Source organism: Mycobacterium sp. (assembly GCF_035570115.1).
In the GTDB taxonomy this organism is placed as follows: Bacteria; Actinomycetota; Actinomycetes; order Mycobacteriales; family Mycobacteriaceae; genus Mycobacterium.
Genome location: NZ_DATMLH010000003.1, coordinates 1 through 21,374, shown reverse-complemented (window position 1 = coordinate 21,374; position 21,374 = coordinate 1). Strand labels below are relative to the sequence as shown.

Sequence of the window (21,374 nt, the reverse complement as noted above, 5' to 3'; positions counted from 1 at the left end):
TCGCCGAGTACTTGGGGGTGGCAGATACCGTCGAGCTCAGCCAGCAACAATGACGCTACCGCGAAGTGCGTTTCAGAACCGATCTCGGCGACCCCGCCGCCACAATCTCCTGTGACCTGCCAGGGCGAGCGATTATCCTTCCGCCATGGCATCGAGCGTGTCGGGGAAGATTGCATTCGTTACCGGCGGCGCGTCCGGCATCGGCGCCGCGTTGGCGGCCAAGTTGGTCGACGACGGCGCCGAGGTCTGGATCGCCGATCGTCAGATCGGCCCGGCGCAGGAGCTGGCGCAACGCCTCCACAGTGGTGGCGCAAAGGCGCATGCGACCGAGCTCGATGTGCGTGACTACTCATCGTTCGAGCGCGCCGTCGCCGACGCGGTGCAGCAATCCGGGCGGATCGACTATCTGTTCAACAATGCCGGCATTAGCGTCGCCGGTGAGATCGACTCTTACACACTCGATGACTGGAACGACGTCTTCGATGTGAACCTGCGCGGTGTGGCACACGGCATCCAAGCCGTCTATCCGATCATGATCCGCCAGCACTTCGGACACATCGTGAACACAGCCTCCGGGGCCGGTCTCTTTACCAGTCCGGGCCTGGGGAGCTACACCGCCACGAAACACGCCGTCGTCGCGATCTCGAAGGCCTTGCGGGTGGAGGCCGAGCGCCACGGCGTGCAGGTGTCGGTGTTTTGTCCGGGCGGGGTCAGGACCCCGATCCTCACAGGCGGCCAGTACGGACGGTTCACTACCCCCGGCATCAGCGATGAGGAACTCCTCAAATTCTGGGAGCCCTTCCGGCCGATGGCACCGGAAAAATTCGCCGAGCGCGCCCTTCGTGCGGTGCTGCGTGGAGACGCAATCATTGTGGTGCCAGCGTGGTGGAAGGCAATTTGGTACCTGGAGCGGCTCTCGCCAGCGTTGTCGATGCGATTTGCAAAGGCATCGCTCAAGCGCCTACGTGTACTGGAGTCCACCGCCTCCTGATCGCTGCGGGCCCTCTGCTCAGCCGCACCGGTTCAAACGTCGAGTGTGGCCGGTACGGTGGCTAATGCTCAGGCCCATCAAGCCGTCGCGCCACTGGTAGGGGTTTCGTGTAGGCCCGCTCGTTCGACGCTCAACAAACTCGCTGTCTCGTGTTCTTCCCGGTAGGCCTTGCCGCCGCCGTTCAACCCGAACAGCCGTTTGCTCCACAGCAGCCATATCACCGCAACGATATTGATGACAAGCGCAACAAGCCGGAGCGCTGTGATCTTTTCTGATAGCTCATAGATTTCCAGCGGAAGGAAGACGCTGGTCGCGATCACCGCGAAATATTCACCCCACCGTTGCATCAGCCATAACCCGACCGCTTCGACAAGCTCGATAGCCGCGTAGGCACTAAGGCCCACGGCGATCCACGTCAGCGTCGACGACGACAGCGCGAATGCATGCGCGATCTGATGAATGATCTTGGAGTTGTCCGGATTCCATCCGATCTGGTTCGCCAGCGGCTTGAGCAAAGGCAGGTCTTGCTCGAACGTGTGGCGCAACCGCTCGCGTGACCCGTTGACCTTGAACACCCCGGCCGCCACCAACAAAAAAATCACGCAGCGAAGCGCGCGTTCCACGGCGAGCGCTCGCATCAACGTCCGATCACGCAGCATTCGCCCGCGCGGGATCTCCGGCGCCGTGTTGGCCGGGCCGCTGCTGCGGGGAGGGCCCACAACGAAAGTCTCGCAGCGCAAACAACGCCACGCCTCCCCGGCGGGAGTGTCGGCCGTCAAGCGCTCCCGAAGCTCCGGCTCATCAGGGGCGAACGTCGCGTGGCCACGCAATCCGCACGAGCGCAGAGCAAAATCCACCATGAGTGCACGGTAGCGCGGCCCGCAGCGAGGGCCTAACCCCGGTCTGACCAGTACGGTAAGCAGAATGAGCACCGCACGCGACAAGATACGCAACGGATTGTTGCTCGAGGGCCTGGGCAAACCGGTAGACCTCAATGCCGTGGATTGGCATGTCAGACACCGCAATCGGTCGGCAGCACCGTCGGAAATACAAAACGAAACCCTCGAGATTATTCGCGATGTGGTGAGCGAAGGTCTCTTCCGGCTGGGGTCGATGAGTGAGAAGGGTGGTCGTTTCGTCGCCTGGAGACGATCGCTCGATCATTCGATGCACAAGATTTCCCACGTCTACGTCAAGCACTACGACGACCCCGAGAGGTGGATGTTCTCGGCGTGGCTGGCGCTGACTGCAAAAGGCGAGGAGCTCGCGGAATGCCTGGAAGAGAACGACATCGATCTATGTCCCGGCCGAGGTGCCTGAGGCTTGGTGAGCGGGCGATCGGAGCTGCGGGTCAGGCCCGCCGCCGAGGATGACCTCGCGGAGGTCTGCAAGATCGTCAACTACTTCATCGAGAACACGGTCATCAATTTCCGGACCGAGCCACAGAGCCTCGACGAGTGGCGCGATAACTGGATACGACTGCACTCGCGGTTCCCCTGGCTGGTCGCCACCGACGACCGGGTTGTCGGCGTGGCATATGCGGCGCCATGGAACGAGCGGGACGCCTACCAGTGGACCGTCGAGGCAACCGTGTATGTCGCTCCCGCGAGGCAGCGTTGCGGGGTGGGTGACGCGTTGTACACCGAGCTGCTCGGTCGCCTGCGCCGCCAAGGGTTCCACAGCGTCGTCGCGGTGATCGCCCTGCCCAATGAACCAAGCGTCCGGCTGCATGAGCGACACGGGTTCGTCCGGAGCGGCCAGCTGGTCGATGCCGGTTACAAGCGGGGCGGCTGGCACGACGTCGGGTTCTGGCAATGTTCGCTGCAGGGCGGCGGCGGTGACGTGTCATCGCCGCCAGAGCCGGTCGAGGTCGGCGAGGAATGAATGCCGATCTGTGGAGAACGGGTGTCACCGTGTGCGGGCTGATGTTGTTGGCCCTAACATCGCGTGGTGACCATCTCGCGCCCGACCGGCACTCCTGCCGGAATCGTTGACGAGGCTTGCTGCGCAGAGTCTCGGCTCGCCGCGTCGCGGGATGCGGCCTGGCAGCGTCGTGCGCGGTGGGCGTGGGCACTGGCGTGGGTCAGCATGGCGGCGATGCTGACCGAGGGTGTGATCGGGCTGTGGCAGGGCCTGGCGGTCGGATCGATCGCGCTGACCGGTTGGGCGTTGGGCAGCCTGCCCGAGGCTCTGGCCAGTGCAATGGTGGCGTGGCGGTTCTCCGGCTCGCGGATGTTGTCCGAGACGGCTGAACGACGCGCGCAGCGCGGCGTCGCGTTGTCGTTCTGGCTGACGGCGCCGTATATCGCCGCGGAATCTGTGCATCACTTATTTGATGCGCGTCACGCTGACACCTCGGTAATCGGTATGGCGCTGACGGCCGCCTCACTGGTGCTGATGCCGATCCTGGGACGGGCCAAGCACGTCCTCGCCGGGCGTCTGGGCTCAGCGGCCACCGCCGGTGAAGGCACCCAGAATTACTTATGCGGCATGCAAGCCGCGGCGGTTCTGGTTGGCCTTGCCGTCACTGCCGCCTGGCCGGGCTTCTGGTGGTTCGATCCGGTCATCGGCCTGGGCATCGCCGCTGCGGCAATCTGGCAAGGCTTCAAGTCGTGGCGTGGCGAGGACTGCGGCTGCTGAACAAGGGCGGCCGGCCGCAGGCGTCCAGTCTGTGGGCAATCAAGTCCGCAGCATGGTCCTGCTCCTCCGGCCGGACGTTGCCGGGGGCGGCGGACCTGAGTTGCCATGCCGTGACGCCGCCATCGGGGCCGGTCAACTGTCCGGTCGCGAGCGCTTCGTCGATCAGGGAGCGAACGCGTTGCTCGTTGATCGGGTCGGTGGCGAAAAGTATTCGCAACGTGACGATTTCACCGTCTGCGAAGTTGGCGACGTAGTGGGGTGCGAGAGGGCACGGAGGTGGATGGTTGCAGTGCCCGCACAGCGCCATCGTGATCGCGCCGCCGAGGGCGTTAGGGCTGCCGCCAGGCTGCAGCGCCACCACCGCGTCGTGAGCGTAAGCCTGGCGGACCACAGGCGCTGATGCTAAGCGTCGTCGTCGTGTGGCGGTGAGTCGGTACCCCAAGTTCTCGGCATCATCGGCATGCGCGGGCCGCTGCCGAACTCGTCGTCGGTCAGGGTGGCCAATCCGCCGGCCGCAGCTGCGGTTTCCTTGGCGGCGGTCCCGGGGAAACCGAGCGATCCCGCACCCCCATCCGAGGGGATGACGGTCGGCTCTGGCTCCAGGTCCATGTATTCGTGGCCGCGGCCGAGCATCTCTACGCCTGCTCGACGGCGTCGGCGTGCTGGAGTCTCAGTGGGGGGTAATGCCGCCACCGCCGCGGCCGCGGCAGCGGCGAGTTCCGGCGCGTTCGCCTTGGCGCTGGCACTGGCCGCCCTGCGGGCAGCCGCGGTCAGGCTTCCGACCATGTAGCCAAACGCCTGCGCGGTGACCACTGATGGCGGCGCCGACGGTGTTGGCGGGGCGCCGGGGGCGGCGGGCGCGGGCGCGGCGGCCAGCGCCGGGGCCGGTGCGGGGGCCAGGGCCGGCGCCGCGATGGGAGTCGGAGTCGGTGCCAGTGCCAGCGCCACCGGCGGGGGGATCGGGGGGATCGGCACCGCAGGGATGGCGGCCAGCCCCGCCAGACCCGCCAGGCCCGCTAAGCCGCTTGCGCCCAACGGGATGACAGCCAGCGGGACAAAGGGAACGGTCAACAGCGGCAAGACGGTCGGGAGCAGCACAATAGCCTGCTCGAGCAGAGTCTTCAGCAGCGCGATGGTGTCGGTGATGATCGTGCCGATGGCTTCGACGGTGTCGAACACGATTGTGAGACCGACGGTTGCCGGGTTACCCGAGGCGAATGCCGCCGTGAGATCGGCCCCGATGTAGGCGAAGGTTTCCGACAAATAGGCCACGTAGGAACCAATATCCATCGGGTATCCGAGGGCGAACGCGACGTTGTACGGGTCAAGGAAGATCAGTGGATTGCCGAGCTCGGTCAGATACGGGTCGAATCCGGAAAAGAGATTTATCAAATAGGTGTTGTTGTCCAGGTCGTTGATCAGCGGCTGCAAGACATTGTTGTAGAAATTCGCGTACCCGATGTTCTGCATGAATGTCAGCCATTGGTTCTCGGTGTCGGAATCGGCGATGCTCGCTGCGGCATTGGCTTTCACGATCTGCGGCGCGGGCGGGGTTTGCGGCGAAGCCGCCACTGCCGCGGTAGTCACACCCTGATAAGTGCTCATCACGGTGGCGGCCTGAACCCACATCCGCACATAGTCGACCTCATTGAGCGCAATCGGGATGGTATTGATACCAAAGAAATTCGTCGCTAAGAGCACGGCGTGGGTGGCGTGGTTGGCGGCGAGCTCGCCCAGGGTCGGCATGGCCGCCAGCGCGGTGGTGTGAGCGGTGGCTGCGGTTTGGTGCTGCGCGGCAGTCGCGGCAGCGTCGGCGCTGGCCTGCATCAGCCACACCAGATACGGCACATGAGCGGCCACATATGCCTCCGCGCTCGGTCCCTCCCAAGCCCCAGCCTGCACGCCGCCCAACACCGCGGACAGTTCTTCGGCGGTTTCGGTGTATTCGGTGCTCAGCGAGGTCCACGCCTCCGCGGCCGCCAGCAGCGATCCGGGGCCCGGGCCGCTGCTCAGCAGCGCAGAATGCACCTCCGGCGGTGCGGCCATCCAAATCGGTGCGGTCATCGATCGCCTCCCTCAGCCATGACGAAAACCCTTGCCGGAGCGGTCGACTGGGTCGGGATCCAGCCCGAGGTACTTAGCCCGCAGCCGGTCCCACAGTTCCAACTGCGTCCACGCCGGCTGGTCACGAAACTGCTGATCGTTGGTCAAAAACGGATTGGGCAGCATCAGCGTCATCATTTGCTCGCCGCGCCCGTTGTAGAGGCGCGCTCCCCACGAGGTGGGGGACCCGTCGTCGGCGATTCGGCGATACAGCTCGGCGCGCGAACACCTGCCGATCCGGCCAAGTTCGGGTCCGCTTTCTCGGTGCTCGCCGATGCACAGGTGGAAATGCCAGCGACCGAAATCCACAGTGGCGTACCCGTCGTACATCGAGATGCGCTTCGGTGGATTGGGCGCCGCCACTTCCCAGGCCGCGCCCTGGACCAGGGTGCCGAACCAGATTTCGTCCCAGTACTGCTCGAAGCACAGGTGGATCAAATCGAGCAGGCTTTGTTCGTCGGTGGGTAGCGGCCAGACTTGTTCGCGGCCACCGCCGTCCGCGTCGACGACGGCGGGGTTGGGGTCGGTCATGATGTCACCTTTCCGCGCTCCGGGGCAGGGTCGTGAACACGCAGTCGCCGCACAGCCCGCCGCCTGGGACGCGGTAGTAGAGGCAGCAGCTGGTCCGGCGGTAGCCCGCATCGTTGAAACAGATTGCATCCGAAAGTCTTTCGTCGGCACATAAGGTGCGGGCCAGTTGCCATCCGGGTCCGGGTGTGGCGCCGCGGTCAAAGACCCGCGCGGCGCCGAGCAGCGCGGAGGCCGCATTGCCCCGCAGCAACGTTCCCGAGATCGGCCCGAGTCGGCTCAGCGCCGCGGCGAGCGGCGCCACGTGCTGGTCGAGCACCATGTCGGCCAGCGTGGGCTCCAGGTCGTCGCCCTGCCAGGCGACGGGACGTTCGATATGCAGCCGGATTTGCCCGCCGGCCTCGCGGAAGAGCAAGCGCTCGGGCGCCAAGTCGGGCAGCAGCCGGTAGCCAGCCACCGCGCCGAGGCCGATCGACCACAGCCGCGCGGCGAAGCCGAGGAACAATGTCGACGCAGCGACTCGCTGCTCTGCGGTGTTCATGCGAGCCTGTAGGCGGCCGACGATCCCTTCGAGCAGTGCGGCGTCGGTGTAGAGGTGCGCTACCGGCCGCCAGCCGTTATCAACGGGCCCGGTGCCCACCGCGAAGTAAGGACCGATGTCCGAGAGTTCGGCGAACAGCGCCACGGCTTTCGCCTCGGGCGCTCGGTTACAAGGACGACGTGACATCGACGTCTAACAGCTCTCTCGGGGTCGACCGCCCCGGTTCGCAGGATGCGACGACGCGAGTGTCCTGGCTCTCGGATCGCTGCTCCCCTCGCCTTCCAGCTCGCAGCCGTGGCGGTTGAGGGTCGCTCCCCGATGACAGTGGCGGGACCGCGCCGGATTTCCACCGGCTTCCTACATCGTCATCGCCTTACATGCGACATTGTCGCACTTCGCTCATTCCAATCGGTACCGAATCGGGCGCGAACTGTTAGCGACCACCGCCACCGACGACGCGTTGTGCAGGATCGCGGCGAGCACCGGCGACGATGCACCGCCGGCCTCACCTCACCCCGCGCTTGCGCTCAACGCGTCCACCGCTGCATCGATGTTCGGGATGACCGCCGGACCGTAGCGGGCGACAATCTGGCCGAGGGAGCGGGCGAGGTGGGGCCCCACCGCGTCGGCCAGCAGCACATCCTCGGCGATCACGATGCCACCGACCACGTGTGCCGCCCTCAACCGGTCGTCGGGAGTCAGCTCGTAGCGCCAGTCGCCGATCTGCAGTCGTGCGGGTTGCGACCGGAACACTCCCCGACGGGCGGCGGTATGCGCAACGCCCGGCAGCCCGGCAAAGACGTTGATCACCAACGCGATTCCACCCGGTCCAGCCAGCGCGCCGGTGACGGTGCGGCTCACTCGCTCGGCGTCGAAAGCCGCCATCAGTCGTTCATGGCGAGAACGAACGACGGCACGATCGTTTCGGCCGTGCCGCTGCGACGCACTGCCGTCCCGGCCGCGTAGAACTCCACCGTGTGGTAGCCCCAGGCGTAGTTTTGGATGGCGAAATGCACGCCGACGACTCCTGATGCGCCGTCGCGCTCGCCTTCGCTTTGCATACGCGACATCGCCAACTCGCGCGCTTCGTAGTTTCCCTTCGTCCACTGCGGCATCTCGACGTTGCGGCCCATCTGTCGCATGGTCTGCAGAAAGCCTTGCGCGGCAATGTGAAAGACGCAATTGCCCATGACGAACGCCACCGGCGCGTAGCCTGATCGAAGCAGCGTCGCCATGTCCTGCCCCGACAGATGACTGGAAAAAGCCTGCCCGTTACCGCGCCGGAAGGCCCCTGGTTTAGGGGTGTAGCGCACCGCGGTTCCGACCGCGATGAACTCCAAGTGCTCGGCTTCGGCGCCGTGCTGGCGCCATTCCAGGCGGACACCGACCACACCGTCGGCGCCCAGCGCGTCGGCTTCGGCCTGCATTCGGGCCATGGCGTTCCAGCGCGCGCGGTAAGTCGCCTCGGTGAGCACGGGGAGCTCGGATTGTTGCCGGATGCCGGCGAATTGGTAGCCCACGTGGTAAACCGAGACACCCATCACCAGATCGAGTGGTTCGAAACCGGACCCGTGCAGGATCGCGAATTCGCTGATCGACAGGTCCGACGTGAAGACTTTGTCGGCATGCGACAGCCGTTCGCTGGCAACGGGGTCGAGCGGGGTCGATGACACGTGGGTATCCTTTCGCCAGTTGCGCACATCCTACGAGGCCGAGGTCGGCCGGGCGGATGCTTCTCCAGCGGTTGGTCAACCCTTAGCCTGCCAGTGGCCTCAGTACGCCGACCCGACCGTTGCTTAGTCCAAGCGGTACCGAATCAGCCGGGAACTATTGGCGACGACGGCCACCGACGACGCGTTGTGCAGGATCGCGGCAAGCACCGGCGACAATGCGCCGCCGGCACCGATGAGCAGCCCGGCGGCGTTGACCGCGATCGACATGCCATAGTTCTGGCGGATGACTTCGACCGCGCGGGCGCCCAAGTCGCCGACGTCGAGCAGGCGATTCAGATCGTCGTTGGCCAACGCGACGTCGGCGGTCTCGACCGCGACGTCGGTACCGGCCAGGCCCATAGCGATGCCGATGTTGGCGGCTGCCAACGCCGGGGCGTCGTTGATGCCGTCGCCGACCATGCCGACGATGTAGCCCTCGTCCTGAAGTTGGCGTACCACTTCGAGTTTGTCCTCGGGCAGTACTTCGGCGCGCCACTCGTCGATGCCCAGCTCGCCGGCGACCACCGTTGCGATGTCGGGGTGATCTCCGGTGAGCATCACGACACGGCGGATTCCGTTGCTGCGCAGCTTCTTCAGCACATCTGGCGCTTCGGGCCGGACTTCGTCGCGCAGGCTGATCAGCCCGACCAGTGTGCCGTCCACCGCGAGCAGCAACGGGGTCTCGGCCTGACGGCGCAGCTTGTCGACCCAATCACCTGCCTTCTTCGACACCTTGACGTTTTCCGAGCGCAGCAGCGACGGGCTGCCCAGCAGCAGCGTCCGCCCGTCGGCCCACGTCCGCATGCCAAGGCCGACCAGCACCTCGCATTCCTCGTGCGGCGGAATGATGATGCGGCGTTCCTCCGTCGAGCGGATCACGGCCTCGGCCAACGGGTGACGGGAGTGCAGCTCTGAGCTGGCCGCATAGGCGAGCACCTGCTCAGGCTGCCAATCCTTGTGTAGTGCAATGATATTCGTCACCACTGGGCGTCCGACGGTGAGCGTGCCGGTCTTGTCGAAGACGATCGCGTCCACCCGGCTTGCCTGCTCGAGGTGCGACCCGCCCTTGATCAGAATGCCGCGGCGCGCGCCGTTGCCGATCGCGGCGCTGATCGCCGTCGGCGTCGCCAAGCCCACCGCGCACGGGCACGCGATGAGCAGCATGGTCATCGCGCGCCGGACGTCTCCGGTGATCGCCAGGGTGATCGCGGACACGATGAACGAGATGGGAACGAAGCGACGGGAGAAGTTTTCGCCGACGGTCTGTATCGGTGCCCGATCGTGTTGTGCCTCTTCGACGCGGCTGATGATGCGGCCGATGGTGGTTTCGTTGCCGACGGCGCTAGCGCGGACTACCAGCCGTCCGCGCAGCACGACCGAACCGGCGTGCACCGTCGACCCGGCAACAATGCTGACCGGCAGTGTTTCGCCGGTGATTGCGGACTGGTCGACGATGGCCTCGCCGTCGACCACGTCACCGTCGACGGGTATCGCCACGTGATCGTGGACCACCACGTCGTCGCCGATCTGGATGGTGTCAATCGGGACCTGTACCTCGGTGCCCGCCTGCGGGCCGTCGGCCAGTCGGATCCATGCCGTGTCGGCGGTGCCGCGCAGCAGGTCCGATATGGCCCGACGGGTCCGTCGCAATGTCAAGTCCTGAAGGTACTCACCGATATTGAGCAGCCATAGCACGGTGAGGGCGACGACGTTCTCGCGCAGCACCAAGCTGGCCACGGTCGCAGCGGTCACCAGCGCATCAGTGCCCGCGCGTCCGGACCGCAGCGAGCGCAACGCGCCGCGCAGGAAGGGGTAGCCCATGAACACCGTCGCGCCGGTTGCAACCAGCCGGCCGCTCGGGCCCAGCAGGGGCGGTCGTTTGAACACGTAGCGGCGCACTCCGAGTAAGGCCAGCGCCGTACCGCCGATCACCATGCGCAGCACCTCGGTGTTGCGCACGTCGGATGATCGCGGCGTGCGAGCCGGGATCAGCTGAGCGGCAACGTGTTCGGCTGAGGTGATCGCCGCCAGCACCGCCTCACGATCGCAGCGCCTCGGCGAATACCAGACGACGACCGAACCGGTGTGGGGATACGCGTGCACGGCCCGCACCCCGTTCTGCCGATCCACCGCCTCTTCGACGGCGACGGCGCGTCGTGAATTCGCCCGCACCCAGGGGACGTGCACGCGCATCCGCCCCGCGGCGTCGGAAACGACGACTAAGTCAGGGCGATCAGGCACGGCGGGCAATCAGTGCTCGTGGTCGTGGTTGCCGATGGCCGGAGGCTGGGCCTCCTCACCGATGCGCTCGCGGGCTTCGGCCACCACGTCGGCCAGCTTCAGCCGGGCTGACTCGGCTGCTTCCTCGGCGCGTCGAGTTCCGCGCAGTCCCCACTCCGTCGCGGTCACGGCGGCGTCATGAAGCGGCGCCTTGGCCAGGGCCTTACGTACAACCTCGTAGGCGCTGACCCCGACCAGACCGGTTACTACCGTTCCGGCGGCCTTCCCCAAAAGCCCGTGCACCAACATCGCGAAACGACCTCCTCACAATGGCTTGCCGGCCTGAATTTACCGCTTTCCGACGACGCTAACATTGAAATATTGCGATATCAACATGGATTGTCTTGGCGCGGGTGATGCTCGCCTAATCGAAGGTACGGGTGACCTTCTCGGTCTCGATCTTGCGGGGCAGCGTGGCCAGATCGGGGTTGGCCACCTGCACCAGCGACCCGCCGATTGCCAGCACCGCGAGCAAACTGTCGATCATGTCGTCGGGCCTATCCCAGGTTGCCGTCGAGAGCACCCGATCGCCTGCCGTCAAACCCCGTGACATCGCGGACTCTTGGCAGGCGGCCATCACCTCGTCGACGGACCGGCCGGCCAGGGCGGGGCCGGTATGGCGCTCGGCGACGATCTGGTCGCCATGTACCCGCACCGCGGTCGCGTAGTCGGTGACGCCGACCGGCAGATCGGGCTCAGGGCGGCCGAACGGGTCCAGCGACAGCACCGCCACCTCTCCGGCGCCGGTGGTGTCGGCCTCGTCGAGTCGAGCCATGGTGCATAACGCGACATCCGCCTCTGAGCCGCCGAGTACCACCTCGGCGCCGATCCACCACACCCCGAATAACACCGCCGCCGTCTGCCAGTGCGCCGGTAGCAATACCGCCACCCGGCTGGTGGGCCCGGCGGCCAACTCGTCGCGTAGCAGGTTGCCGGTCTTGGCCGCCCAGTTGGCCAGTGTCGCCGCGGACAGCTCGATGCGCTCGCCGGTGGCGTCGTCGTAGTAGGTGATACGCGGGCCGACCGGGTCGGCGCGCAGCATCGGGTCCAGAATCGCTTCGCTGAGGGTCGGCACGTCAGTTGACGCACTCGGGGTGCTCGGAGCCGGCGGTCAGGATCGGCGACGGCGGGGGAGCGTTGTTGTCGGCCGCGCCGGAGTTCGGCGAACCGGCCGTCGTCGCGGTGGGCCCGTCGCTCAAGCCCGCGCCCGGGCCGGTGTAGTCGTTGGACAGCACCACCCGCACCGATCCCGGGGGGACCGATGCATTGGCGATGACGGGAAGTCCGCCGAGATCTTTGGCGACCGCTTGGGCGCCCAGGTCGTCGGCCTTGGCGGCCTGAACCTGGCTGGCCGCCACGTGGGCAGCGTCGTTGTTGCCGACAGTGCCTGCGGCAAACCCCTTGGAGCTCAGCACTTGTGATACCGACGCAGCGAGCCCGTTGATATCGGTGTCGTTGAGCACACTGGCGGTGGTCTTGTCTGGCGTGTAAGCCAGCTCCTCGGTCTTGCCCTGCGCCTGATTGTGCAGCAGGCCCCCGACCCAGTCCTGCACTTGATGGGGATCTACCCGCACCACGCTGTGCATCCCGTCGTCGCTCCAGCCGGACTCGTCGAGCACCGGGATGGTGGCGAACGCGATCTTGCCGGCGGCGAGCTTCTGCAGCTGATTCACGAAATCCATGATGTCCCAACCCGATGACAACACCACCGAGCGCTGGATAGCCTGCTGCAGCCGGTTCATCGTTGCCGGGCTCGACAGCGTCTTGCCCGAGATCACCTGGTGGGCCAGCGACGCCATCACCACCTGCTGACGGACCACTCGGTCCAGGTCCCCGCGGGGCAGGTCATGGCGCTGGCGAACGAAGCTCAGCGCTTGTGGGCCGTTGAGCTTCTGCCAGCCAGCGGGAAAGTCGGCGCCCGAAAGTGGTTCGTATACTGGCTCTTTGAGGCATACATTGACACCGCCGAGGGCGTCGGTGATCAACGCGAAGCCCAGCAGCCCGATCTCTGCGTAGTGGTCGACGGTGACACCGGTGAGGTCGGCCACCGTCTTGATCAGCGCCTCGCGGCCGGCCTCGGTTCCCTGCGCCTCGGCCTCGGCGGGCGCGACGCCGGATTCGACCAGGCTGACCCGCTTCTCCTCCTTGGTCTGGCCGTAGACGCCGTTGATTTTGGTCTTGCCCAGCCCGGGGGCGGAAACGTAGGTGTCGCGTGGAATCGAGATCGCGGTCGCGGATTTCCCGTTGTTGGGGATGCGCACCAGGATGATGGTGTCGGTGTTGGAGGCCACCTCGTCGCCGGCCTTCAGCGTCGCCAATTCCTGGGCGCTCAACGGGTTGCCGTGCGCATCGGCGCGGCTGTCCATGCCGACCAGCAGGATATCGATCGCGCCGTCGTCGCCGCCCTGACCCAGCGACGGCGCGAAGACGTGGAAGATCCCGTCCTCGAAGGAGCGGACCTTGCTCCATGCCACCCCGGTACAGAGCACGACCATCACGGCCGCGACTGTGGCAATCACACGAACCACGCGATGCACAGACATCACTCCAGACTACTTTCGTCACAGCAGTATCGCCGGTAGCGGAGCTTCGGCGTGCCAGACTCGTGACGTGACCGGGCCGACGACGATGCGGTGGGGGCACCCCCAGCCGCGCAGCGGCGAGGGGACAAAGCGATGAGGTGGGGGTACCTCCCGCTTGCGGGGGAGAGCGGGTCGTCGTGACAACGCCCAACCGTTTGGTCATTGCCGGTGCCGGTGGGCAGGCCGGCAGCTGTTTGGCGGCCGAGGCGATTCGGCGGGGACGCAACGTACTGGCGCTGACCTCGTCGCAATGGGACATCACCGATCCGCAGGCCGCCGGGCAGATCGTGCAGACCGGCGATGTGGTGATCAACTGCGCTGCCTACACCAATGTGGACGGCGCCGAGGGCGACGAGGAGCGCGCGTACGCCGTCAATGCGGCCGGCCCCGAGCGCATCGCCCAAGCCTGCGCCCGCGCCGGCGCGCGGTTGATCCACATCTCCACCGACTACGTGTTTAGCGGCGACTTCGGCGGATCAGCGCCGCACCCCTACGAGTCCGACGACGAGACGGCGCCGCTGAGCGTGTACGGGCGGACGAAACTGTCCGGCGAACACGCGGTGCTGGCGGCGTCGCCGGAGGCCGTGGTGGTGCGCACCGCCTGGGTTTACACCGGCGCAAGCGGCAAGGACTTCGTGGCCGTTATGCGCAAGCTGGCCGCCGGCGATGGCCTCGTCGAGGTGGTTGACGACCAAACTGGATCGCCGACCTACGTCGCCGATCTGGTCGCCGCGCTGCTCGAGGTGGCCGATGGGCCGGTCACGCGGCCGCCAAACGGAATTGTGCATGCCGCCAACGCGGGGGCGGTCTCCCGCTTCGGGCAGGCCCGCGCGGTGTTTGAGGGCGTCGGTGCGGATCCCGAGCGGGTGGTGCCGGTGTCCAGCGCTCACAATCCGCGGCCGGCGCCGCGACCGCCGTATTCGGCACTGTCCTGTCGGCACTCGGAGCGGGCCGGCTTGTCGCCGCTGCGGCCGTGGCGCGACGCGCTCGCCCAGGCGCTGGCTGCGCCGCTCAGACTTTGATCGTTACTCTCTACGCGTGAGTGACGTCCTGCCAGTCGTGACGGTGACCTATTCCCCGGGCCCGCACCTGGACCGGTTTTTGGCGTCGCTGTCGCATGCGACTGAGCGCCCGGTGAGCGTGCTGATGGCCGACAACGGCTCCACCGACGGGACGCCGCAGGCCGCCGTCGAGCGCTACCCGGGTGTGCGGATGTTCTCAACCGGGTCAAACCTCGGCTACGGCAGCGCGGTGAATCGCGCGATAGCGCAGCTGGACGATGCCTTAGAAGATGTCGGAGAGTGGGTCCTGGTGGCCAACCCGGACGTGCAGTGGGGCCCGGGCAGCATCGACGCGCTGCTGGACGCCGCCGCGCGCTGGCCACGGGCAGCGACCCTGGGTCCGCTGATCCACGACCCGGACGGATCGCTGTACCCCTCGGCGCGCCATCTGCCCAGCCTGATCCGTGGCGGCATGCACGCCGTCGCCGGACCGTTGTGGAAGCACAATCCGTGGTCGACGGCCTACCGCCAGGAGCGGCTGGCACCCACCGAGCGCCCGGTGGGCTGGCTGTCGGGCTCGTGCCTGCTGGTGCGGCGCGTGGCCTTCGAGCAGATCAGCGGCTTCGACGAGCGCTACTTCATGTACATGGAAGATGTCGACCTGGGCGACCGGTTGGGCAAGGCCGGCTGGCTGAACGTCTATGTGCCGTCGGCCGAGGTGCTGCACCACAAGGGCCACGCCACCGGACGCGAGTCGGCGCGCAACCTGGTGGCCCACCACAAAAGCACCTACCTCTATCTCGCGGACCGGCATGCTGGATGGCGGCGCGCGCCGCTGCGCTGGGCCATCCGGGCGGGGTTGGCGGTGCGGGTACGGCTGATGGTGCGCGGCTCGCGGCGGACGTCGGCAGAAGGGCGATGACGATGGCCGGCGTGGATGCCGTTGTCTTGGTCGGCGGCAAAGGAACCCGGCTGCGGCCGCTGACGCTGTCGGTGCCCAAGCCGATGCTGCCCACCGCCGGGCTGCCCTTTCTCACCCATCTGCTCTCGCGGATCGCGGCGGCCGGTATCGATCACGTCATCCTGGGCACGTCCTACCAGCCGGCGCTGTTCGAGGCGGAGTTCGGTGACGGGTCCAAACTGGGTCTGCAGATCGAGTATGTGATCGAGGAGCATCCGCTCGGCACCGGCGGCGGCATCGCCAACGTCGCTTCGCGCTTGCGCCACGACACCGTGATGGTGTTCAACGGCGACGTGCTCTCCGGTGCCGATCTGGGTCAGCTGCTGGACTATCACCGCGAACAGCAGGCCGATCTCACGTTGCACCTGGTGCGGGTCTCCGACACGCGCGCATACGGCTGCGTGCCCACCGAAAACGGCCGGGTAACCGCGTTTCTGGAGAAGACGGAAGACCCGCCGACCGACCAGATCAATGCTGGCTGTTATGTCTTCTCTCGCGAGATCATCGACCGGATACCGCGGGGGCGCGAGGTATCGGTGGAACGGGAGGTGTTTCCAGCGCTGCTGTCCGACGGGGACGTCCGCGTCTACGGCTACGTCGACGCCAGCTATTGGCGAGACATGGGCACGCCGGAAGACTTCGTGCGTGGATCGGCGGATCTGGTGCGTGGCATCGTCCCGTCGCCGGCGCTGCACGGCCACCGGGGCGAGCAGTTGGTGCACGACGGCGCGGCGGTGTCTCCCGGTGCGCTGCTGATTGGCGGCACGGTCGTTGGGCGGGGCGCGGAGATCGGCCCCGGCGCGCGGTTGGACGGCGCGGTCATCTTCGATGGCGTCCGGATCGAGGCCGGCAGCGTGATCGAGCGCTCGATCATCGGCTTCGGCGCGCGGATTGGTCCGCGGGCGTTGATCCGCGACGGGGTCATCGGCGACGGCGCCGACATCGGCGCACGCTGCGAGTTGCTGCGCGGGGCGCGGGTGTGGCCCGGGATTTCCATTCCCGACGGCGGAATCCGCTACTCCAGCGACGTGTGAGTGGCCCGGGAGACGAGGTAGGCCAGCGCCTCGTCGGACCCTTCGGGCAACTCCTCGGCCGGCCACCAACGTAGGTCCATCGACTCGTCACTGATCGCGATCTGGGCGCCGGCCGGAGCATGCGCCACGAACTGCAGATCAAGATGACGGGTCGGCACACCCAGCGAGCAGGTGACCGGGTGGACGTGCACGGCGACCAGGTCGGGTTCGATGCGCAGGTCGGTCACGCCGGATTCCTCGGTGGCCTCCCGCAGCGCTGCCGCGACGATGTCGCGGTCGGTGTCGTCGCAGTGTCCGCCCAGTTGCACCCAGCGGCCCAGCCGCGGATGCAAAGTGAGCAGGACTTGGCCGCCGGAGTCGTCGAGCACCAACGCCGACGCGGTGACGTGTCCCGGTACGCATTCGCGACGGCAGGCGTCGTCGCGCGCGTCCATAAACGCCAACACGGCGTGGCGCAGCGAGTCCTGCCCCCGGTTCGGCGCCTCCCACTGGCGGAGCAAGGCGATGGCCGACTGCTGAATGCTCACTTGCGCACCAGCAGGTCGGTGACGGGCACCGGGTCGCGCGGGTCCGCTGACGCTTCAGGCGGATAGCCGATCGCGATGGCGCCCAACGGCTCCCAGTCGCCGGGCAGCTCCAGCTCTTGGCGGACCAGATCGGCGGCGAAGATCGTCGAGCCGATCCAGCAGCTGCCCACCCCGCGCACGGCCAGGGCCACCAGCAGCGCCTGCACGGCCGCCCCCACCGCGACGGTGAACATGGTGTGCTCGGCGTCGTTGCGCGCGGCGTCTGGGTAATCGTGCGCACCTTCGGGTACCAGCATCGGGATCACGACTTCTGCCGCCTCATAGAGGATCTGGCCGCGCGCCACGCGCCGTTCGACGGCGTCGGCAAGCTTGCCGTCACCGGAAAGGTCGGACCGCCACTTGTCCCGCATGCGGTTCAGCAGCCGTGTGCGAATCGCGGGTGTCTGCAGCCAGACGAAGCGCACCGGCCGGGTGTGGTGGGGGGCCGGCGCGGTGAGCGCCTCCGCGACGGCGGCCTCGATGAGCTGCGGCGGCACCGGCTCGTCGGCAAACTGGCGCACCGAGCGGCGCAGCAACTGCGCCTGTCGGCGGCCCAACTCCAGGGCCTCGGCGGTGCCCAGCCAAAACAGGTCGTCGGTGCCGGACCGCACCAGGTGGCGGGCTGTGTCGCCGGTGTCGGACACGATGCCGCCGGGCAGTCCGCGCACGACGGCCGCCGGTATCGCGGTCAGCTTGCCCTTGACCAGATCGGCCGCGGCGGCGATCTCGTCGGCAATCGCGATCTCGGTGACCAATAGTTCATTGCCGTGCCGGTCGACGGCGCCGGCGTAGCTGTGCAGGACGGCCAGGCCGGCCGCGCCGACGGCAGCGTCGGTTTGGCCGTTGCGCCATGCTCGGCCCATCGTGTCGGTGACCACGACGGCGACGGTGACGCCCAGCCGTTCGCGCAGCCCGGCGCGCAGGGCCGCAGCGCTGGCGTCGGGATCGACGGGCAGCAGGGCCAATTCGTCGGCGCCGACGTTGGAGCCGTCCACGCCGGACGCGGCCTGAACGACGCCGAGTTTGTTCTCGGTGATCAGCGTGCGACCTTTGCGGGCCAGCACACGAACGGCCTCCGAGGCGACAAGCTTGCGCCGCAGGACGTCTCGCGCCTCAGGGTCGTCGGGCGCGTCCACCAGCCGGCCTTCGCATTTGGACACCACCTTGCTGGTGACCACCAGCACGTCACCGTCGCGCAGCCAGGGCGCGGCCGCCGCCACCCCCGCGCTCAGGTCGTCGCCCGGACGAAATTCGGGAAGCCCGGTCACCGGCAGGATCTCAACCGCCGAGGCGGTGCCGTGCTCCCCGCCGGCCGGCGGCGTCGCCGGCGGGGTCATGCTGCCACCCCCGCGAGGTCCAGTCCGGCGCTCACCATCTCGGCCGTCGCCTTCGGATCGGTCATTATCAGCGGTACCGACTGCACTGCAACCCCGTCGATTTCGGCGTGGTCGCCCTCGTGTATCAGCCAGCAGTCCAAGATGCCCGTGCCGGCTCGCGCGCCATAGTGGCGTCCCACCGCCTCTGCGGTAGACGCCACGCCGACTACGGTCAGGCACGCATCTGCCATGCCGCGCAACGGCTTTCCACCGATGATTGGCGAGTAGCCGACGATAGGCGCCTTGGTTGATCGCAGTGCTCCCCGGATGCCGGGGATGGCCAGGATCGCGCCGACGCTCACCACCGGATTTGACGGCGCCACCAGGATGATGTCGGCGTCGGCGATGGCTTCGGTGACTTCAGGCGCAGCGTGGGCCTTTTCAGCACCGATGAATGCGAAGCTGTGGGTCGGGACCTGGGCTCGGTAGCGCACCCACCATTCCTGGAAGTGGATCGCACGCTGAGTGTCGTCGGTGGGATCGGTGATGACGACGTGGGTTTCGCAGCGGTCGTCACTGGCGGGTAGCAGCCTGGCTCCGGGTTGCCAGCGGTCGCAGAGCGCCGCGGTGACTTGCGAGAGCGGGTAGCCGGCCCTCAGCATCTGGGTACGCACCAAATGGGTAGCCAGATCACGGTCGCCGAGCTCGAACCAGTCGGGCTGCACGCCGTAGCGGGCGAGTTCCTCTTTGGCGTGCCAGGTTTCATCGCGATGGCCCCAGCCGCGCTGCGGGTCGACGCCGCCGCCCAGGGTGTACATGCAGGTGTCCAGGTCCGGACAGATGCGCACCCCGTGCATCCAGGCGTCGTCGCCGATGTTGACGACCGCGGTTAGTTCGTGATCGCCGGTGGTCGCAGGCGCGGAGGTGAACTGGCCCAGACCGAGCAGCTGCTGCACACCGAGGAGAAAGCGGGCGCCGCCAACCCCGCCGACCAGAACCGTGACCTTCACACCGCACGACAGTACGCCCGGCGACGATGCGGCTCGAACCCTCGCGGCGGGGGTCCGTCTGGGTGCAAAAAAAGGGGGTGTGATCGACACGCCGGAACCTCAACGGCTTCAGTGTCGCAAAAAAATGATCACGAGATGGTATGGAATTCTTCCGAATCGCTTGCAAAGCGCACCTCACCCGTGTCTAATCACATCAGTGTCATTTCCCGGTTAGCCGGCCGGATTCGGTGTCGCAGACCGAGATTCGATCATTTGTTCGAATCGAGATGACCGACATCAAAACAGTGGTGACATTCACGATCAAACGACACAAGTGAGGGGAGGCGGAGCATGTCCTATGAGCACCTTCGGGGCGTAATGGGAGGCACACCGCACACCACTACCGGCTCGACAATCCTTGGGGCAACGGCAAGGCCCCATTTGAGTTTGGTTCCTGTTCCCGATGCGGTCGAAGTATTTGACCCCGACCCGGTCACCACCGACCAGTGGCAGGACCGCGCGTTGTGCGCGCAGACGGACCCCGAGGCGTTCTTTCCCGAAAAGGGCGGCTCCACCCGTGAGGCCAAGAAAATCTGCCTGGGCTGCGAGGTCCGGTCGGAATGCCTCGACTACGCGTTAGCTCACGACGAGCGGTTCGGCATTTGGGGCGGCCTCTCCGAGCGGGAACGCCGCCGCCTCAAGCGCGGAATTATCTGACGCGGTTAAGTCGGCGGGCGACCCGCCGCGCCCGGCTACGCCGAGCTTGCGATCGTCCGCTCGGCTCACTCGTCGTCGATCGTCGGGTCGATGACCGAGGGTTCGACGTCCAAATAGGTAGCCACTTGGGCCACCAGGATTTCATGCAGCAATTCGGCAAGTTCGACTGTGTCCTTCGCTCGCCGCTCGATCGGCTTGCGGAACAACACAACTCGCGCCCGGGTAGCGCTTCCGCGCACGTCGACGCCGGCCCCGATCAACCGGGCCAGTGCGATCGGCCCGTCGGCGACAACTTCGGGCGGCCATTGCACGCTGTCGGGATCCTTCGCCGAGATCCGTGGGATCTCGTCGACCGCCACGTCGAGCCCCGACAATCGCTCCTGCCAACGTCGCTCGATGGGCTCATAGGCCTCGAGCACGGCCATGTCGAAGCGCTCGGCGCGGCTGCGCCATCCGGGCACCGTCGGCGGCAACAGCGGCCCGCGCATCTCGCGGCCGCGGCGCGAGACTCTTCGGCCCGCAGGGTGTCGGTCGGGGCGAGAGCTGCGCGAATCGCTCACCCGGCGATGGTAACGGTTGGACATCGTGGCTTGGGCGAATGCGCGTGTCCGGCGCTCTGGGGACGTTTTCGCACGATAACCTCTCGAACGTGAACGTTCCGCGTCGCTGCTGCCGGCCCGGGTGTCCGCATTACGCGGTGGCGACGCTGACGTTTGTCTACTCGGACTCGACCGCGGTGATTGGCCCGCTGGCCACCTCGCGCGACCCGCACTCCTGGGACCTATGCGTCAGCCACGCCGGTCGTATCACCGCGCCGCGCGGCTGGGAACTCGTCCGCCACTCCGGACCGCTGGCCACCAACCCCGACGAGGATGATCTGATCGCGCTGGCCGAGGCGGTGCGCGAGGGTCGCGATGCCGTCGCCGGAGGTCCGCCGGTCAACGGATTTCACGATTTCGGCGGCGAGCATGCCGGTGCGCCGACCGCGCCACCCTCCGGTGGCGTGCTTGCTCCGGCCGGGCAGCGCTCCGGCGGCACCGGGCGCCGACGCGGCCATCTTCGAGTGTTGCCCGATCCCACCGACTAATCCGGTGTGAATAGCCCCACGGGCAAAGCGCCCGGCGCCGGTGACCGTCCGACCGGTGCCTAACCGCCGCGCTGCGCAGCCAGCGCCAGGCTATGCGCGGGGCTCCTTAACCCGAACAGCTAGCCGGTGGCTTCGCGGATGTACTCGCCGATTTGTCGCAGTGAGCGCGTCGCTTCGGGCACCATTGGGGCGGCGAGTTGGAAGTCGTGCATCTGGCCGCGCCAGACCCGGACTTCGGTCGGCACGCCGGCGGCCGCCAGCCGGCGGGCGGCCAACCGCGCGTCGTGCAGCAACACCTCGGATCCCGACACGTGGATCAACGTCCG

Annotated in this window: 25 protein-coding genes, 1 pseudogene and 1 riboswitch; of the genes and pseudogenes, 9 read left to right on the top strand and 17 right to left on the bottom strand. The window is 67.0% G+C overall.

All coding sequences use genetic code 11. The features are described from left to right. Positions 1-145: 145 nt before the first annotated feature. Entirely contained in the window at positions 146-991 is an 846-nt protein-coding gene (locus VNW74_RS00200) for an SDR family oxidoreductase (protein ID WP_325674589.1), read from the top strand. A gap of 77 nt (positions 992-1,068) precedes the next feature. On the opposite strand, the gene VNW74_RS00195 is transcribed toward VNW74_RS00200, so the two are convergent. Beyond that, positions 1,069-1,851 (bottom strand): DUF2127 domain-containing protein, encoded by a 783-nt coding sequence (locus tag VNW74_RS00195; RefSeq protein ID WP_325674588.1) that lies wholly within the window; start codon positions 1,849-1,851, stop codon positions 1,069-1,071. Positions 1,852-1,915: 64 nt separating this feature from the next. Here VNW74_RS00195 and VNW74_RS00190 point away from each other — a divergent pair, with 64 nt between their 5' ends. The 3 genes from VNW74_RS00190 to VNW74_RS00180 all read left to right on the top strand — a co-directional run bounded on the left by VNW74_RS00190 (position 1,916) and on the right by VNW74_RS00180 (position 3,631). Continuing rightward, positions 1,916-2,311: a hypothetical protein gene (locus VNW74_RS00190; RefSeq protein ID WP_325674587.1), complete on the top strand. Its 396-nt coding sequence runs from the start codon at positions 1,916-1,918 to the stop codon at positions 2,309-2,311. A gap of 6 nt (positions 2,312-2,317) precedes the next feature. Then, on the top strand, positions 2,318-2,875 hold the full coding sequence (locus VNW74_RS00185) for a GNAT family N-acetyltransferase (RefSeq protein ID WP_325674586.1): 558 nt from the start codon (positions 2,318-2,320) through the stop codon (positions 2,873-2,875). A 204-nt stretch (positions 2,876-3,079) separates the two neighbouring features. Further along, on the top strand, positions 3,080-3,631 hold the full coding sequence (locus VNW74_RS00180) for a cation transporter (protein WP_414686564.1): 552 nt from the start codon (positions 3,080-3,082) through the stop codon (positions 3,629-3,631). Here the strand turns inward: VNW74_RS00180 and VNW74_RS00175 are convergent. The 11 genes and pseudogenes from VNW74_RS00175 to VNW74_RS00130 form a co-directional block, all read right to left on the bottom strand. Beyond that, positions 3,597-4,022, bottom strand: coding sequence for a hypothetical protein (locus tag VNW74_RS00175; RefSeq protein WP_325674584.1), 426 nt, complete (start codon positions 4,020-4,022; stop codon positions 3,597-3,599). The genes VNW74_RS00180 and VNW74_RS00175 overlap by 35 nt on opposite strands. An 11-nt stretch (positions 4,023-4,033) precedes the next feature. Further along, positions 4,034-5,695, bottom strand: a complete 1,662-nt coding sequence (locus VNW74_RS00170; protein ID WP_325674583.1) for a PPE domain-containing protein — start codon at positions 5,693-5,695, stop codon at positions 4,034-4,036. Positions 5,696-5,707: 12 nt separating this feature from the next. After that, positions 5,708-6,265 (bottom strand): DUF7676 family protein, encoded by a 558-nt coding sequence (locus tag VNW74_RS00165; RefSeq protein WP_325674582.1) that lies wholly within the window; start codon positions 6,263-6,265, stop codon positions 5,708-5,710. Positions 6,266-6,269: 4 nt separating this feature from the next. Then, complete coding sequence (locus VNW74_RS00160; RefSeq protein ID WP_325674581.1) at positions 6,270-6,947, bottom strand: (2Fe-2S)-binding protein; 678 nt, start codon at positions 6,945-6,947, stop codon at positions 6,270-6,272. A gap of 79 nt (positions 6,948-7,026) precedes the next feature. Continuing rightward, positions 7,027-7,206, bottom strand: a riboswitch (cobalamin riboswitch). After that, positions 7,203-7,307, bottom strand: a pseudogene (locus tag VNW74_RS31805) (hypothetical protein); the annotation flags it as partial. Its footprint overlaps the riboswitch before it by 4 nt. Before the next feature lie 6 nt (positions 7,308-7,313). After that, complete coding sequence (locus VNW74_RS00155) at positions 7,314-7,688, bottom strand: DUF5073 family protein (protein ID WP_325674580.1); 375 nt, start codon at positions 7,686-7,688, stop codon at positions 7,314-7,316. Continuing rightward, a complete protein-coding gene (locus tag VNW74_RS00150; protein WP_325674579.1) occupies positions 7,688-8,476 on the bottom strand; it encodes a heavy metal-binding domain-containing protein in 789 nt (262 codons plus the stop codon). The genes VNW74_RS00155 and VNW74_RS00150 overlap by 1 nt, the downstream gene beginning before the upstream one ends. 123 nt (positions 8,477-8,599) lie before the next feature. Next, positions 8,600-10,708: a manganese-exporting P-type ATPase CtpC gene (gene ctpC, locus VNW74_RS00145; RefSeq protein WP_325674612.1), complete on the bottom strand. Its 2,109-nt coding sequence runs from the start codon at positions 10,706-10,708 to the stop codon at positions 8,600-8,602. Between the two features lie 57 nt (positions 10,709-10,765). Beyond that, positions 10,766-11,044, bottom strand: coding sequence for a DUF1490 family protein (locus VNW74_RS00140; RefSeq protein WP_325674578.1), 279 nt, complete (start codon positions 11,042-11,044; stop codon positions 10,766-10,768). Positions 11,045-11,159: 115 nt separating this feature from the next. Beyond that, complete coding sequence (locus tag VNW74_RS00135) at positions 11,160-11,837, bottom strand: TIGR03089 family protein (RefSeq protein ID WP_325674611.1); 678 nt, start codon at positions 11,835-11,837, stop codon at positions 11,160-11,162. Between the two features lie 34 nt (positions 11,838-11,871). Next, positions 11,872-13,338, bottom strand: a complete 1,467-nt coding sequence (locus tag VNW74_RS00130; RefSeq protein ID WP_325674577.1) for an LCP family protein — start codon at positions 13,336-13,338, stop codon at positions 11,872-11,874. A 176-nt stretch (positions 13,339-13,514) separates the two neighbouring features. On the opposite strand from VNW74_RS00130, the gene rfbD reads away from it, so the two are divergent. The 3 genes from rfbD to VNW74_RS00115 are packed head-to-tail and all read left to right on the top strand — an operon-like array spanning position 13,515 to position 16,373. Next, on the top strand, positions 13,515-14,399 hold the full coding sequence (gene rfbD, locus VNW74_RS00125) for a dTDP-4-dehydrorhamnose reductase (RefSeq protein WP_325674576.1): 885 nt from the start codon (positions 13,515-13,517) through the stop codon (positions 14,397-14,399). Positions 14,400-14,415: 16 nt separating this feature from the next. Continuing rightward, positions 14,416-15,300, top strand: coding sequence for a glycosyltransferase family 2 protein (locus VNW74_RS00120; protein ID WP_325674575.1), 885 nt, complete (start codon positions 14,416-14,418; stop codon positions 15,298-15,300). Continuing rightward, the gene (locus VNW74_RS00115) at positions 15,297-16,373 is read left to right on the top strand and encodes an NDP-sugar synthase (protein ID WP_325674574.1); all 1,077 of its coding nucleotides are present in this window, start codon (positions 15,297-15,299) and stop codon (positions 16,371-16,373) included. Before VNW74_RS00120 ends, VNW74_RS00115 begins: the two co-directional genes overlap by 4 nt. Here VNW74_RS00115 and VNW74_RS00110 read toward each other — a convergent pair. From VNW74_RS00110 to cofD, 3 genes are read right to left on the bottom strand one after another with little or no spacing between them, the layout of a single operon-like run. Then, the gene (locus VNW74_RS00110) at positions 16,355-16,900 is read right to left on the bottom strand and encodes an NUDIX hydrolase (protein ID WP_325674573.1); all 546 of its coding nucleotides are present in this window, start codon (positions 16,898-16,900) and stop codon (positions 16,355-16,357) included. The genes VNW74_RS00115 and VNW74_RS00110 overlap by 19 nt on opposite strands. Continuing rightward, positions 16,897-18,276, bottom strand: a complete 1,380-nt coding sequence (locus VNW74_RS00105; protein WP_325674572.1) for a coenzyme F420-0:L-glutamate ligase — start codon at positions 18,274-18,276, stop codon at positions 16,897-16,899. Before VNW74_RS00105 ends, VNW74_RS00110 begins: the two co-directional genes overlap by 4 nt. Continuing rightward, positions 18,273-19,265, bottom strand: coding sequence for a 2-phospho-L-lactate transferase (cofD, locus tag VNW74_RS00100; protein ID WP_325674571.1), 993 nt, complete (start codon positions 19,263-19,265; stop codon positions 18,273-18,275). The genes VNW74_RS00105 and cofD overlap by 4 nt, the downstream gene beginning before the upstream one ends. 330 nt (positions 19,266-19,595) lie before the next feature. Here cofD and VNW74_RS00095 point away from each other — a divergent pair, with 330 nt between their 5' ends. After that, the gene (locus VNW74_RS00095) at positions 19,596-19,961 is read left to right on the top strand and encodes a WhiB family transcriptional regulator (RefSeq protein ID WP_414686561.1); all 366 of its coding nucleotides are present in this window, start codon (positions 19,596-19,598) and stop codon (positions 19,959-19,961) included. Between the two features lie 65 nt (positions 19,962-20,026). Here the strand turns inward: VNW74_RS00095 and VNW74_RS00090 are convergent, their stop codons facing one another. Then, a complete protein-coding gene (locus tag VNW74_RS00090) occupies positions 20,027-20,449 on the bottom strand; it encodes a metallopeptidase family protein (protein WP_325674609.1) in 423 nt (140 codons plus the stop codon). 161 nt (positions 20,450-20,610) lie between these two features. Between VNW74_RS00090 and VNW74_RS00085 the strand changes: the two genes are divergently transcribed. Next, positions 20,611-21,048 (top strand): DUF3499 domain-containing protein, encoded by a 438-nt coding sequence (locus VNW74_RS00085; protein WP_325674570.1) that lies wholly within the window; start codon positions 20,611-20,613, stop codon positions 21,046-21,048. 119 nt (positions 21,049-21,167) lie between these two features. Here the strand turns inward: VNW74_RS00085 and VNW74_RS00080 are convergent. Then, the coding region (locus tag VNW74_RS00080) for an alpha/beta hydrolase fold domain-containing protein (RefSeq protein ID WP_325674569.1) at positions 21,168-21,374 on the bottom strand (207 nt) is incomplete at its 5' end.

Coding starts and splice junctions, on each gene's coding strand:
- VNW74_RS00170 (WP_325674583.1), bottom strand. CDS start 5,695: ATGACCGCACCGATTTGGATGGCCGCACCGCCGGAGGTGCATTCTGCG.
- VNW74_RS00155 (WP_325674580.1), bottom strand. CDS start 7,688: ATGGCGGCTTTCGACGCCGAGCGAGTGAGCCGCACCGTCACCGGCGCG.
- VNW74_RS00200 (WP_325674589.1), top strand. CDS start 146: ATGGCATCGAGCGTGTCGGGGAAGATTGCATTCGTTACCGGCGGCGCG.
- VNW74_RS00130 (WP_325674577.1), bottom strand. CDS start 13,338: ATGTCTGTGCATCGCGTGGTTCGTGTGATTGCCACAGTCGCGGCCGTG.
- VNW74_RS00190 (WP_325674587.1), top strand. CDS start 1,916: ATGAGCACCGCACGCGACAAGATACGCAACGGATTGTTGCTCGAGGGC.
- VNW74_RS00165 (WP_325674582.1), bottom strand. CDS start 6,265: ATGACCGACCCCAACCCCGCCGTCGTCGACGCGGACGGCGGTGGCCGC.
- VNW74_RS00115 (WP_325674574.1), top strand. CDS start 15,297: ATGACGATGGCCGGCGTGGATGCCGTTGTCTTGGTCGGCGGCAAAGGA.
- VNW74_RS00135 (WP_325674611.1), bottom strand. CDS start 11,837: ATGCTGCGCGCCGACCCGGTCGGCCCGCGTATCACCTACTACGACGAC.
- VNW74_RS00095 (WP_414686561.1), top strand. CDS start 19,596: ATGTCCTATGAGCACCTTCGGGGCGTAATGGGAGGCACACCGCACACC.
- VNW74_RS00140 (WP_325674578.1), bottom strand. CDS start 11,044: ATGTTGGTGCACGGGCTTTTGGGGAAGGCCGCCGGAACGGTAGTAACC.
- VNW74_RS00180 (WP_414686564.1), top strand. CDS start 3,080: ATGGCGGCGATGCTGACCGAGGGTGTGATCGGGCTGTGGCAGGGCCTG.
- ctpC (WP_325674612.1), bottom strand. CDS start 10,708: ATGCGCGTGCACGTCCCCTGGGTGCGGGCGAATTCACGACGCGCCGTC.
- VNW74_RS00195 (WP_325674588.1), bottom strand. CDS start 1,851: ATGGTGGATTTTGCTCTGCGCTCGTGCGGATTGCGTGGCCACGCGACG.
- VNW74_RS00105 (WP_325674572.1), bottom strand. CDS start 18,276: ATGACCCCGCCGGCGACGCCGCCGGCCGGCGGGGAGCACGGCACCGCC.
- VNW74_RS00090 (WP_325674609.1), bottom strand. CDS start 20,449: ATGCGCGGGCCGCTGTTGCCGCCGACGGTGCCCGGATGGCGCAGCCGC.